The following is a 13,512-nucleotide window of genomic DNA, read 5'->3' on the forward strand; positions in this document are numbered from 1 at the left end:
GTATGCCGACTCGACGCCGGGCGGGTCGAGCCGGAGCGGACAGGCTCCGGAGCAGGTCCCGGGGCCTGTACTAGGCGGGGTCGATCTCGCGCAGCAGGCCGGAGGTCACGTCGAAGACGAAGCCCCGGACATCGTCGGAGTGCAGCAGGAAGGGGGAGGTCCGCACCCGCTGCATCGACTGCCGGACGTCCTGGTCGACGTCGCGGAAGGCCTCGACCGCCCAGGCCGGCCGCTGGCCGACCTCGTCCTCCAGCTCGTGCCGGAAGTCCTCGGTGAGCGATTCGAGACCGCAGCCCGTGTGGTGGACCAGCATGACGCTGCGGGTGCCGAGGGCGCGCTGGCTGATCGTGAGGGACCGGATCACGTCGTCGGTGACCACGCCGCCCGCGTTGCGGATGGTGTGGCAGTCGCCGAGCTCCAGGCCGAGGGCGGCGTGCAGGTCGAGACGGGCGTCCATGCAGGCGACGACGGCGACGCCCAGCACGGGCCGCGCGTCCATTCCCGGGTCGGTGAAGTCGGAGGCGTAGCGCTCGTTCGCCTCGACGAGACGGTCGGTGACCGTGCCGGCGGTGCGTATGGCGTCGGCAGAGGGGTGCGCGGAGGTCGACATGGCTCCGACGTTAACGGGCACAGGGCCGCCTGGCCTGGTGTGAGAGGGGACAAAGAACGTCAATGAGCCTTGTTGTGAGCTAACCCACAGGTGTCGAAAGCAGGGCCCCGAACGAGTGAGCCGTCCGGAATGTCCCACGGCTCCACCGGCTCCGGGCGACGCGCCAGCCGGTTGATTGACCGGCGGGTCACGTGGACTAAAGTGACGCGAAGTTCACGGAGACATCGAGCGGTTTCCGCGGTTTCTCCCCCGTGTGCGCGGCGGTACCCACGACTCGGCCTGCTCCCGCTCGCGCGGCGGCCGGCGCGGGGCGAGAGCCCGGCGGTACGTACCACCGCGCCGGATCTGAGAGGGCGCATTGAGCAACGACCGCCACGTCCCGGTGATGCTCCAGCGGTGCCTGGACATGTTGGCCCCCGCACTGGAGCGCCCCGGCGCGGTCGTCGTCGACTGCACCCTGGGCCTCGGCGGCCACAGCGAGGCCCTGCTCCAGCGGTTCCCCGAGGTGCGGCTCGTCGCCCTCGACCGGGACAAGGAGGCGCTGCGCCTCTCCGGTGAGCGCCTCGCCCCCTACGGGGAGCGCGCCACGCTGGTCCACGCCGTGTACGACGAGCTGCCCGAGGTCCTCGACCGGCTCGGCATCCCCAAGGTGGACGGCGTCCTCTTCGACCTGGGCGTCTCCTCGATGCAGCTGGACGAGGCCGACCGCGGCTTCGCCTACGCGCAGGACGCCCCGCTCGACATGCGCATGGACCAGACGACCGGCATCAGCGCGGCCGAGGTCCTCAACACCTACCCGGCCGGCGAACTCGTCCGCATCCTGCGCGCGTACGGCGAGGAGAAGCAGGCCAAGCGGATCGTCTCCGCGGTCGTGCGCGAGCGCGAGAAGGAGCCCTTCACCAACAGCGCCCGGCTCGTCGAACTCATCCGCGACTCCCTGCCCCAGGCGGCCAAGCGCACCGGAGGCAACCCGGCCAAGCGGACCTTCCAGGCCCTGCGCATCGAGGTCAACCGCGAGCTCGACAGCGTCGAGAAGGCGATCCCGGCGGCCGTGAAGGCCCTCGCCGTCGGCGGCCGGGTCGCCGTCCTCTCGTACCAGTCGCTGGAGGACCGCATCGTCAAGCAGGTCTTCGCCGCCGGCGCCGCGACCACCGCGCCGCCCGGACTGCCCGTGGTCCCGGAGAAGTACCAGCCGCGCCTCCAGCTGCTCACCCGGGGCGCCGAGCTCCCCACCGAGGAAGAGGTCGCCGAGAACCGGCGCGCCGCGCCCGCCCGTCTCCGCGGCGCGCAGCGCATCCGGGAGGACGTGCTGTGAGCACGGCGAAGGGGCCCCTCAAAGGGCGGGCCGCGCGACTCGGTCGGCTCATGCCGTCGGGGCCCAGCTCGGCCGCCCGTACCCCCTTCGTCCTGCTCGTCTTCGTGCTCCTCGGCGGCGGGCTCATCGCCCTGCTCCTGCTGAACTCGGCCCTCAACCAGGGCTCCTTCAAGCTGCGCGAGCTCAAGGACAGGACCACCGAGCTCACCGACGAGGAACAGGCGCTCCAGCGGGACGTGGACGACTACGCGGCCCCCGACGCCCTGGAGCGGCGCGCCCGTGAGCTGGGCATGGTCCCGGGCGGCAGCCCCGCCTTCCTCGGCCCGGACGGCAAGGTGCTCGGCGAGCCCTCGGTGGCGGTCGCCCCGAAGCCCACGCCCACCCCGAAGCCGACCCCCACGCCGACCTCCACGCCGAAGCCCCCGCCCGTCGGCGCCCAGCAGCCCGCGGCGAACACCGCCATCACGCGCCCGACCCCCACCGGCCCGGGCCTCACCGGCACCAGCCCCGCACGGACAACGCCGGTACCAGAGGTCCCGGACCCCCGACGATCCTCCGGCAGGTGACCGAGCAGTGCCCTCCAAGGAGCCACCCCGCCGCCGCGTCCCCGGACCCGCCCGGCCCACCCGCCCCCGGCCCGCCTCCGCCGGAGCCCGCCCCTCGCGTCCCGCCGCCTCGCGCCCCGCGCCACGCCCGGCCGCGAGGCGCCCCGCGCCCCGGCCCCCGGCCCGGCAGCCCCGCACCATCCGGCTCGGCAGCCCCCGGCCCCGGCTCCGGCTGATCTCCCTCGGCCTGACCCTCGTCATGCTGGTCTTCGTCGTCCGGCTGCTCCAGGTCCAGGCCGTCGACGCCAGCGCGTACGCGGCCAAGGCCGACAAGTACCGCTTCCAGGACCACACGCTCTCCGCCGAGCGGGGCGAGATCACCGACCGCAACGGCATCGCGCTCGCCGCCAGCGTCGACGCGTACGACATCACCGCCGACCCCAAGCTCTTCACGCCCGAGGAGTCCAAGGTCCCCGACGCGCCCGAGCAGGCCGCGGCCCTCCTCGCCCCGATCCTGGGCAAGGAGCCCGCCGAGCTCGCGAAGAAGCTCCGTACCCCCAAGTCCCGCTACACCCTGCTCGCGCGCAAGCAGACCCCGCAGGTCTGGAACCAGATCAAGGACCTCAGGAAGGTCTACGGGGAGAAGGCCCGCGCCACCGGCGGCACCGGCGTCAATCTGCTCGGCGGCATCCTCAGCGAGCCCAGCACCAAGCGCGTGTACCCGAACGGCGAGCTCGCCGCCGGGATACTGGGCTACGTCAACGCCGAGGGCAAGGGAGCCGGCGGCGTCGAGTCCATGCTCGACCCGGAGCTCGCCGGCAAGGACGGCAAGGTCCGCTTCACCGAGTCCGGCGGCCGCCAGGTGCCCACCGCGGGCTCCCAGGGCACTCCCGCCGTCCCCGGCTCCGACATCGAGCTCACCATCGACCGGGACATCCAGTGGGCCGCCCAGCAGGCCATCACCGAGCAGGTGAAGAAGTCCAAGGCCGACCGGGGCTACGTCGTCGTGCAGAACACGAGGACGGGCGAGGTCCTCGCCATGGCCAACGCCCCCGGTTTTGACCCCAACGACCTCTCCGCCGCCAACGCGGCCTCCATGGGCAACGCCGCCCTCCAGGACGCCTACGAGCCCGGCTCCACCAGCAAGGTCATGTCCATGGCCGCCGTCCTGGAGGAGGGCAAGGCGACCCCCGGGACCCATGTCACCGTCCCCAACCGGCTCCACCGCGGCGACCGGCTCTTCGAGGACGACATCGACCACCCGACCTGGTACCTGACGCTCAACGGCGTCCTGGCCAAGTCCAGCAACATCGGCACGATCCTCGCCACCGGCCAGCTCGGCGCCACCCAGCCCGAGTCCAACCGGATCCTCCACACCTACCTGCGCAAGTTCGGCATCGGCAGTCCCACCGGCCTCGACTTCCCGGGGGAGACCCCGGGCATCCTCGCCAAACCCGAGGACTGGTCCACCTCGCAGCAGTACACAATCTCCTTCGGCCAGGGCCTCTCCGTGAACGCCATGCAGGCCGCCTCCGTCTACTCGACCATCGCCAACAAGGGCGTACGCATCGAGCCGACGCTCGTCCGCGGCACCAAGGGGCCCGACGGCCGCTTCAGCCCGGCCGCCGCCCCCAAGGAGAGCCGGGTCGTCAGCGAGAAGACCGCCGACACCCTCGCCAAGATGCTGGAGTCCGTCGTCGACGACCGGGAAGGCACCGGCAACCGGGCCGCCATCCCCGGCTACCGCGTCGCCGGCAAGACCGGCACCGCCAACCGGGTCGACCCCGAGCTCGGCCGCTACAAGGGCTACACCGCCTCCTTCGCCGGGTTCGCCCCCGCCGACAACCCCCAGGTCACCGTCTACTGCGCCATCCAGAACCCCACCAAGGGCAGCTACTTCGGCGGCCAGATCTGCGGCCCCATCTACAAGAAGGTCATGGAGTTCGCCCTCAAGACCCTGCACACCGCCCCCACGGGCGGCGAGCCCGCCCGCCTGCCGGTCACCTTCGAACCCACCCCGTGACACTCCGGGAGCACCAGTGACAACGATCACCAACCATTCCGGGAACCGGAAATCGAACTCCGGCGACGCCCCGGGCTCTTTTGGCCCCGCACAGGGTGCGCCCGGTACGCTCACCGCCGTGCCACACGCTGATCAGTACCGAACCACCCCGCCCCGGCCGGAGCAGGCCCGCCCGACACCCCTGGGCGACCTGGCCGCACAGCTGGGCGTCGAGACCTCCGGCGCCGACCCCGGCCCCGTGGTCATCACGGGCATCACACACGACTCCCGGGCCGTACGCCCCGGCGACGTGTACGCGGCCCTGCCCGGCGCCCGCGCGCACGGCGCCGACTTCGTCGCCCAGGCCGCCGGGCTCGGAGCCGCCGCGGTCCTCACCGACCCGGCGGGCGCCGAGCGCGCCGCCGCGACCGGCCTGCCGGTCCTCGTCGTCGAGAACCCACGCGGCCGGATGGGCGAGCTCGCCGCCGAGATCTACGGACGGCCGGGCGCCGACCTCCTCCAGATCGGCATCACCGGCACCTCCGGCAAGACCACCACGGCCTACCTCGTCGAGGGCGGCCTGCGCGGCGCCGGACGGAGCACCGGCCTCGTCGGCACCGTCGAGATGCGCATCGGCGACGAGCGCATCAAGTCGGAGCGCACGACCCCCGAGGCCACCGACCTCCAGGCGCTCTTCGCCGTCATGCGCGAGCGGGGCGTCGAGGCGGTCGCCATGGAGGTCTCCAGCCACGCCCTCGTGCTCGGCCGGGTCGACGGCTGCGTCTTCGACGTCGCCGTCTTCAACAACCTCAGCCCGGAGCACATGGAGTTCCACTCCGACATGGAGGACTACTTCCGGGCCAAGGCCGCGCTCTTCACGCCCGAGCGCAGCAGGCTCGGCGTCGTGAACCTCGACGACGCGTACGGCCGCAGGCTCGCGAAGGAGGCCACCGTCCCGGTCGTCACCTTCTCCGCCGAGGGCCGCGCGGAAGCCGACTGGCGCGCCGAGGACCTCGTCCTCGGCTCCCACGACTCGACGTTCACCGCCGTCGGCCCGAAGGGCGAGCGGATCTCCGCCACCGCCCCGCTGCCCGGCCCGTTCAACGTCGCCAACACCCTCGCCGCCCTCGCCACCCTGGCCACCGCCGGCCTCGAAGCGAAGAGCGCCGCCGACGGCATCGCCGCCGTCCCCGGCGTCCCCGGCCGCCTGGAGCGGGTCGACGCCGGCCAGCCGTACCTCGCGGTCGTCGACTACGCCCACAAGACGGACGCCGTCGAATCGGTCCTGCGCTCCCTGCGCGAGGTCACCGAGGGCAAGCTGCACGTGGTCATCGGCTGCGGCGGCGACCGGGACACCACCAAGCGCGGCCCGATGGGCGCCGCGACGGCCCGGCTCGCCGACACCGCCGTCCTGACCTCCGACAACCCCCGCTCCGAGGATCCCCTCGTGATCCTCTCCGCCATGCTCGCGGGCGCCGCCGGGGTCCCGGCAGAAGGCCGCGGCGAGGTCCTCGTCATCGCCGACCGCGCCGCCGCCATCGCCGCAGCCGTGGCCCGCGCGCAGCCGGGCGACACCGTCCTGGTCGCGGGCAAGGGCCACGAGCAGGGCCAGGAGATCGCCGGGGTCGTACGCCCCTTCGACGACCGCCAGGTCCTGCGCGCGGCGATCCTCGAACAGAACGGCCGGGCCGCCCTGGTGGGCGGCAAGGACACAGACAGCCACCAGAACAGTCAGGGATGAAGCAGTGATCGCCCTCTCCCTCGCCGAGATCGCCGAAATCGTCGGCGGGCAGACGCACGACATACCGGATCCGGCCGCCCGGGCGACCGGGCCCGTCGTCATCGACTCCCGCGAGGTGCGGCCCGGCAGCCTCTTCGTCGCCTTCGCCGGCGAGCACGTCGACGGCCACGACTACGCGGAGCGCGCCGTCGAGGCGGGAGCGGCGGCCGTACTCGCCGCCCGCCCCGTCGGCGTCCCCGCGATCGTCGTGGACGACGTCCAGGCCGCGCTGGGGGCCCTCGCCCGCGCGGTCGTCCGGCGGCTCGGCACCGATGTCGTCGCCCTCACCGGCTCCGCCGGCAAGACCTCCACGAAGGACCTGATCGCCCAGGTCCTCGACCGGCACGCGCCCACCGTGTGGACGCCCGGCTCCCTCAACAACGAGATCGGCCTGCCGCTCACCGCGCTGAAGGCCACCGACGAGACCCGGCACCTGGTCCTGGAGATGGGCGCCCGCGGCATCGGGCACATCCGCTACCTCACCGGCCTCACCCCACCCCGTATCGGCCTCGTCCTGAACGTGGGCACCGCCCACATCGGCGAGTTCGGCGGCCGGGAGCAGATCGCCGAGGCCAAGGGCGAGCTCGTCGAGTGCCTGCCCTCCGCCGAGGAGGGCGGTGTCGCGGTCCTCAACGCCGACGACCCGCTCGTCCGCGCGATGGAGAGCCGCACCAAGGCCCGCGTGATCCTCTTCGGCGAAGCGGACGAAGCGGCCGTACGGGCCGAGAACGTCCTCCTCACAGAGAACGGACAGCCTTCTTTCAGGCTTCACACACCCACCGGGTGCAGTGACGTGACCTTGCGCCTGTACGGTGAGCACCACGTGTCGAACGCGCTCGCCGCGGCCGCCGTCGCGCACGAGCTGGGCATGCCTGTCGAAGAGATCGCCACCGCGCTCTCCGAGGCCGGCACCCTGTCGCGCTGGCGCATGGAGGTCACCGAGCGTCCGGACGGCGTGACGATCGTCAACGACGCCTACAACGCGAATCCCGAGTCCATGCGAGCCGCCCTGCGCGCGCTCGCGTCCATGGGCCGGGCCGCACAGGCCCGAGGGGCTCGTACGTGGGCGGTGCTCGGCAAGATGGCCGAGCTCGGTGACGCATCGCTCGTCGAGCACGACGCGGTCGGACGGCTTGCCGTCCGGCTCAACGTCAGCAAGCTCGTCGCGGTCGGGGACAGGGAAGCGTCCTGGCTGCAACTGGGCGCATATAACGAGGGTTCGTGGGGTGAGGAGTCGGTGCACGTGTCCGACGCGCAGGCGGCTGTCGACCTGTTGCGCAGTGAGCTGCGCCCGGGGGACGTCGTCCTTGTGAAGGCTTCCAGGTCGGTCGGTCTCGAACGGGTCGCGCTGGCCCTCCTCGACACCGAGGGCGAGGTCGCCGGACGATGAGGCAGATCCTCTTCGCGGGGGCCATCGGGCTCTTCCTGACCCTGATCGGCACCCCGCTGCTCATCAAGCTGCTCGCCCGCAAGGGATACGGGCAGTTCATCCGCGACGACGGCCCGCGCGGCCACGCCGGGAAGAAGGGCACGCCCACCATGGGCGGCATCTCCTTCATCCTGGCCACGCTCATCGCGTACGCCCTGGCCAAGGTCATCACCGGTGAGGACCCGACGTACTCGGGCGTCCTGGTGCTGTTCCTCATGGCCGGCATGGGCCTGGTCGGCTTCCTCGACGACTACATCAAGATCGTCAAGCAGCGTTCGCTGGGCCTGCGGGCCAAGGCGAAGATGGCCGGCCAGCTGATCGTGGGCATCGCCTTCGCGGTGCTCGCGCTCCAGTTCTCCGACTCGCGCGGTCTCACCCCGGCCTCCGAGAAGCTCTCGTTCATCACGGACTTCGGCTGGACCATCGGCCCGGTGCTCTTCGTGATCTGGGCGCTCTTCATGATTCTCGCCATGTCCAACGGCGTGAACCTGACGGACGGTCTGGACGGCCTGGCCACCGGCGCCTCGGTGATGGTCTTCGGCGCGTACACCTTCATCGGGCTCTGGCAGTTCCAGGAGTCCTGTGCGAACGCCCTGACCCTGACCAACCCCAACGCCTGCTTCGAGGTGCGCGACCCGCTGGACCTCGCGGTCGTCGCCTCCGCGCTGATGGGTGCCTGCTTCGGCTTCCTGTGGTGGAACACCTCGCCCGCCAAGATCTTCATGGGTGACACCGGCTCGCTGGCCCTCGGCGGCGCGCTGGCCGGTCTCGCCATCTGCTCCCGTACGGAGCTCCTGCTGGCCCTGCTCGGCGGCCTGTTCGTGCTGATCACGATGTCCGTGGTCATCCAGGTCGGCTCGTTCAAGATGACCGGCAAGCGCGTCTTCCGGATGGCCCCCCTCCAGCACCACTTCGAACTCAAGGGGTGGTCCGAGGTCCTGGTCGTCGTCCGGTTCTGGATCATCCAGGGCATGTGCGTGATCGTGGGCCTGGGCCTCTTCTACGCGGGATGGGCAGCAGAGAAGTGACAGAACAGCTCGACTGGAACGGCAAGAAGGTCACCGTCGCGGGGCTCGGGGTGTCCGGCATCCCGGCCGCCCGCGTCCTGCACGGCCTCGGCGCGCTCGTGACCGTCGTCAACGACGGCGACGACGAGCGCTCCCGGGCCCAGGCGGCCGACCTGGAGGCGGAGGGCATCACCGTCCGCCTCGGCGACGGGGCCACCCTGCCGTCCGGCACCGAGCTGATCGTCACCACCCCCGGCTGGCGGCCCGACAAGCCGCTCTTCGCGGCCGCCGCCGAGGCGGGCGTGGAGGTCTGGGGCGACGTCGAGCTTGCCTGGCGCCTGCGCGGCCCCGGGGCCGCCCCCTGGCTCGCGGTCACCGGCACCAACGGCAAGACCACGACCGTGCGGATGCTCGCCTCGATCCTGGAGGCGGCCGGTCTGCGGACCGCCGCCGTCGGCAACATCGGGGTGTCGCTCCTCGACGCCGTCTGCGACGAGACGTACCGCGATCTCGACGTACTCGCCGTCGAGCTCTCCAGCTACCAGCTCCACTGGGCGCCCTCGGTCCGCGTCCACTCGGCCGCCGTGCTCAACCTGGCGCCCGACCACCTCGACTGGCACGGCTCGATGGAGGCGTACGCCGCCGACAAGGGCCGGATCTACGAGGGCAACCAGGTCGCCTGCGTCTACAACGTCGCGGACAAGGTCACCGAGGACCTGGTCCGCGAGGCCGACGTCGAGGAGGGCTGCCGTGCCATCGGCTTCACCCTCGGCACCCCCGGCCCGTCCCAACTGGGCGTCGTCGAGGGCATCCTCGTGGACCGCGCCTTCGTCGAGAACCGGCAGAAGAACGCCCAGGAGCTCGCCGAGGTCGCCGACGTGCAGCCCCCGGCCCCGCACAACATCGCCAACGCCCTCGCGGCGGCCGCCCTCGCCCGAGCCTTCGGCGTCGACGCGAAGGCCGTACGGGACGGACTGAAGGCCTTCCGGCCCGACCCGCACCGCATCGAACTGGTCGAGGAGGTCCAGGGAGTCACGTACGTCGACGACTCCAAGGCCACCAACACCCACGCCGCGGAAGCCTCGTTGGCGGCCTACGACCCGATCGTCTGGATCGCCGGCGGCCTCGCCAAGGGGGCCGCCTTCGACGAGCTCGTACAGAGGTCGGCGAAGCGCTTGCGCGGGGCCGTCCTGATCGGCGCCGACCGCGCGCTGATCCGCGAAGCCCTGGCGCGACACGCCCCGGAGGTACCGGTGGTGGACCTCGACCGGACCGACACTGGGGCGATGTCCGAGGCGGTCCGGGAAGCGGCCCGGCTGGCCCGCCCGGGGGACACGGTGCTTCTCGCCCCGGCCTGCGCCTCGATGGACATGTTCACCAACTACAACAAGCGCGGCGAGGCCTTCGCGGACGCGGTCCGCGCCCTCGCCGCCACCCGGGACGCCTGACCCGACCAGTGGGAGGGTCCGGCCGGACCGGGCACGACTGGAGGGGGCAGCGACCATGCCGAGCAAGATCGCCGGGACACGCCGGCCTTCCGCCGTACGCGGCGGAGGGCGGGCCCCAGCGACCCCGCGGCGGACCCGCGGCGGGGGCGTACGGCGGCTCTACGAGCGGGCGCTGAAGGCCTGGGACAGGCCCCTCACGGCGTACTACGTGATCATCGGTGCGGCCCTGCTCATCACCATGCTCGGCCTGGTGATGGTCTTCTCCGCCTCGATGATCACGGCCCTCCGCTACGACCTCGTGCCCTCCTACTTCTTCCGGAAGCAGTTCTTCGCCGCGCTCCTGGGCACCGGACTGCTCCTGGCCGCCTCCCGGATGCCGGTGAAGCTGCATCGGGCGCTGGCCTACCCGATTCTGGTCGGCGCGGTCTTCCTGATGGTGCTCGTGCAGATCCCCGGGATAGGGCACTCGGTCAACGGCAACCAGAACTGGATCTCGCTCGGCGGCCCCTTCCAGCTCCAGCCCAGCGAGTTCGGCAAGCTGGCGCTGATCCTGTGGGGGGCCGACCTGCTCGCCCGCAAGCAGGACATGCGGCTGCTGTCCCAGTGGAAGCACATGCTCGTCCCGCTGGTCCCGGTGGCCTTCATGCTGCTCGGTCTGATCATGCTCGGTGGCGACATGGGCACCTCGATCATCCTCGCCGCGATCCTCTTCGGCCTGCTGTGGACGGCCGGCGCGCCCACCCGGCTCTTCGTCGGAGTGCTCTCCGTCGCCGGCGCGATCGGCGTGCTGCTGATCAAGACGAGTGACAACAGGATGAAGCGCTTCGACTGCATCGGCGCGACCGACCCAGGCGGCGAGGGAGCCCCCTGCCTCCAGGCCGCGCACGGAATCTATGCTCTGGCCTCGGGCGGATGGTTCGGTTCCGGGCTCGGTGCCAGTGTGGAGAAATGGGGCCAACTCCCCGAAGCGCACACCGACTTCATCTTCGCGGTCACCGGTGAGGAACTGGGTCTCGCGGGGACGCTGTCGGTAGTCGCCCTGTTCGCGGCTCTAGGCTATGCGGGTATCCGCGTGGCCGGACGCACGGAGGACCCCTTCGTGAGGTACGCCGCGGGAGGCGTGACCACCTGGATCACGGCGCAGGCCGTGATCAACATCGGTGCGGTGCTCGGCTTGCTGCCGATCGCCGGAGTCCCGCTCCCGCTGTTCTCGTACGGGGGGTCGGCCCTGCTGCCGACCATGTTCGCCGTCGGGCTCCTCATCGCCTTCGCGCGACAGGATCCCGCCGCGAAAGCGGCCCTGGCCATGCGCCGCCCCGGCTGGGGCAAGCGGGCCGGGGTGAGATGGAAGTCGATGCGACGGCGCGTCAAGAAGCGCCCGTCCGGAGAGCGGTGAATTTCGGTGCATGTCGTACTCGCCGGCGGGGGGACCGCCGGCCACATCGAGCCCGCGCTGGCCCTCGCGGACGCCCTGCGCAGGCAGGACCCCAGCGTGGGGATCACAGCGCTGGGCACGGAAAAGGGTCTGGAGACCCGGCTCGTGCCCGAGCGGGGCTACGAGTTGGCGCTCATCCCCGCCGTACCGCTGCCCCGTAAGCCCACCCCCGAGCTGATCACCGTCCCCGGACGGCTCCGCGGCACCATCAAGGCCGCCGAGCAGATCCTGGAGCGCACGAAGGCCGACTGCGTCGTCGGCTTCGGCGGCTACGTGGCGCTGCCGGGCTACCTCGCGGCCAAGCGGCTCGGGGTGCCGATCGTGGTCCACGAGGCCAACGCCCGGCCCGGCCTGGCCAACAAGATCGGTTCGCGGTACGCGGCCGGGGTCGCCGTCGCCACCCCGGACAGCAAGCTCCGCAACGCCCGCTACATCGGCATCCCGCTGCGGCACACCATCGCGACCCTCGACCGCGCCCGGGTGCGCCCCGAGGCGCGCGCCGCCTTCGGGCTCGACCCGAACCTGCCGACGCTGCTCGTCTCGGGCGGCTCGCAGGGCGCCCGGCGGCTCAACGAGGTCGTCCAGCAGATCGCCCCGGTGCTCCAGCGCTCCGGCATCCAGATCCTGCACGCGGTCGGCCCGAAGAACGAAATGCCGCGCGTCGACAACATGCCCGGTATGCCGCCGTACGTGCCGGTACCGTACGTGGACCGGATGGATCTCGCGTACGCCGCCGCCGACATGATGCTCTGCCGTGCGGGTGCGATGACCGTCGCCGAGCTCTCCGCCGTCGGGCTGCCGGCCGCGTACGTCCCGCTGCCCATCGGCAACGGCGAACAGCGGCTCAACGCCCAGCCGGTGGTCAAGGCGGGCGGCGGACTCCTCGTCGACGACGCGGAGCTGACGCCGCAGTGGGTGCAGGGCAACGTCCTGCCCGTACTGGCCGATCCGCACCGGTTGTACGAGATGTCCCGTGCCGCCGCCGAGTTCGGCCGCCGGGACGCCGACGACCTGCTCGTCGGCATGGTGTACGAGGCGATCGCCGCCCGCCGACAGGCGTAGCGGCGGCGAAAGGCGGAAGCGTGGCAGCCGGATCGACGACCGCCGAGAAGAGCGGCGCGAAGAAGTCGAAGGGGTCGTCGGAGCGGCCGTCCCGCACAGGCGCCCGGAATCGTCGATTCCGGGTGCCCGCCCCCCGCGTGCTCCTCGTCGTGCTCGGCATCGCGCTGCTCACGGCCGGGGTGGTCTGGGCTCTCTACGGGTCGACCTGGTTCCGTGTGGAACGTGTGAAGACTTCCGGCACCCGGGTCCTGACCCCGGGCGAGGTCGAGGCGGTAGCCGCCGTTCCGGCGGGCGCGCCGCTCGTCTCCGTCGACGTCGAGGCGATCGAGGCACGGCTCCGGCAGGCGCTCCCGCGCATCGAATCGGTCGACGTCGTGCGGTCCTGGCCGCACGGAATCGGTCTGAAAGTGACAGAACGGAAGCCCGTTCTCCTGCTGGAAAAGGGCACGAAGTTCGTCGAAGTGGACGCGACCGGCGTCCGGTTCGCCACCGTCGACACCGCCCCCAAGGGCGTCCCCCGGCTCGTCCTCGACGCGGCCTCCTCGCCCAGCCTGCGCCGTTTCGACGCGGACCGGCTGCTGGGCGAGGCGGTCCGCGTCAGGGGTGAACTCCCGGAGGAAATCGCCCGGAACACTCGTGTCGTCCGCGTCACCTCGTACGACTCCGTCACTCTGGAACTGACCAAGGGGCGCAGCGTCTTCTGGGGGAGCGTCGAGCACGGCCCGGTGAAAGCCAGGGTGCTGACCGCTCTCATGAAGGCCTCGCCCAAAGCGGGGCACTTCGATGTAAGTGCCCCCACGGCACCCGCGTCGTCCGGCAGTTGACGGGTATCGGCCCTGGCCAGCACCCTGGTTGGCCAGCGCTCTGGGTGATCACATA

Annotated in this window: 11 protein-coding genes; 10 read left to right on the forward strand and 1 reads right to left on the reverse strand. The window is 71.7% G+C overall.

Features of this window, described 5'->3' with window-relative positions:
* Positions 1 to 70 precede the first annotated feature (70 nt).
* Positions 71 to 610, reverse strand: a complete 540-nt coding sequence (locus tag SGA01_RS11600) for a beta-class carbonic anhydrase (protein WP_055644042.1) — start codon at positions 608 to 610, stop codon at positions 71 to 73.
* Positions 611 to 968: 358 nt separating this feature from the next.
* Here SGA01_RS11600 and rsmH point away from each other — a divergent pair, with 358 nt between their 5' ends.
* From rsmH to SGA01_RS11650, 10 genes are read left to right on the forward strand one after another with little or no spacing between them, the layout of a single operon-like run.
* Complete coding sequence (gene rsmH, locus SGA01_RS11605) at positions 969 to 1,925, forward strand: 16S rRNA (cytosine(1402)-N(4))-methyltransferase RsmH (protein WP_141296210.1); 957 nt, start codon at positions 969 to 971, stop codon at positions 1,923 to 1,925.
* Positions 1,922 to 2,491: a cell division protein FtsL gene (ftsL, locus tag SGA01_RS41850; RefSeq protein ID WP_255325179.1), complete on the forward strand. Its 570-nt coding sequence runs from the start codon at positions 1,922 to 1,924 to the stop codon at positions 2,489 to 2,491. The genes rsmH and ftsL overlap by 4 nt, the downstream gene beginning before the upstream one ends.
* A 7-nt stretch (positions 2,492 to 2,498) precedes the next feature.
* A complete protein-coding gene (locus SGA01_RS11615; RefSeq protein WP_141296213.1) occupies positions 2,499 to 4,493 on the forward strand; it encodes a peptidoglycan D,D-transpeptidase FtsI family protein in 1,995 nt (664 codons plus the stop codon).
* 16 nt (positions 4,494 to 4,509) lie between these two features.
* Positions 4,510 to 6,213, forward strand: coding sequence for a UDP-N-acetylmuramoyl-L-alanyl-D-glutamate--2,6-diaminopimelate ligase (locus SGA01_RS11620; protein WP_141296216.1), 1,704 nt, complete (start codon positions 4,510 to 4,512; stop codon positions 6,211 to 6,213).
* 4 nt (positions 6,214 to 6,217) lie between these two features.
* Entirely contained in the window at positions 6,218 to 7,642 is a 1,425-nt protein-coding gene (locus SGA01_RS11625) for a UDP-N-acetylmuramoyl-tripeptide--D-alanyl-D-alanine ligase (RefSeq protein ID WP_055644046.1), read from the forward strand.
* A complete protein-coding gene (gene mraY / locus SGA01_RS11630) occupies positions 7,639 to 8,709 on the forward strand; it encodes a phospho-N-acetylmuramoyl-pentapeptide-transferase (RefSeq protein WP_141296219.1) in 1,071 nt (356 codons plus the stop codon). The genes SGA01_RS11625 and mraY overlap by 4 nt, the downstream gene beginning before the upstream one ends.
* A complete protein-coding gene (murD, locus tag SGA01_RS11635) occupies positions 8,691 to 10,136 on the forward strand; it encodes a UDP-N-acetylmuramoyl-L-alanine--D-glutamate ligase (RefSeq protein WP_141296222.1) in 1,446 nt (481 codons plus the stop codon). The genes mraY and murD overlap by 19 nt, the downstream gene beginning before the upstream one ends.
* A 55-nt stretch (positions 10,137 to 10,191) precedes the next feature.
* Positions 10,192 to 11,532 carry a putative lipid II flippase FtsW gene (ftsW, locus tag SGA01_RS11640; protein WP_141296225.1) on the forward strand — a complete coding sequence of 447 codons (1,341 nt, stop codon included), beginning with the start codon at positions 10,192 to 10,194 and terminating at the stop codon, positions 11,530 to 11,532.
* A 6-nt stretch (positions 11,533 to 11,538) separates the two neighbouring features.
* Entirely contained in the window at positions 11,539 to 12,633 is a 1,095-nt protein-coding gene (gene murG, locus SGA01_RS11645; RefSeq protein ID WP_024757246.1) for an undecaprenyldiphospho-muramoylpentapeptide beta-N-acetylglucosaminyltransferase, read from the forward strand.
* A 20-nt stretch (positions 12,634 to 12,653) separates the two neighbouring features.
* A complete protein-coding gene (locus SGA01_RS11650) occupies positions 12,654 to 13,457 on the forward strand; it encodes a cell division protein FtsQ/DivIB (protein WP_141296227.1) in 804 nt (267 codons plus the stop codon).
* The last annotated feature ends 55 nt before the right edge of the window (positions 13,458 to 13,512 follow it).

Origin of the sequence: Streptomyces gardneri (assembly GCF_006539185.1) — a bacterium.
GTDB lineage: Bacteria > Actinomycetota > Actinomycetes > Streptomycetales > Streptomycetaceae > Streptomyces > Streptomyces gardneri.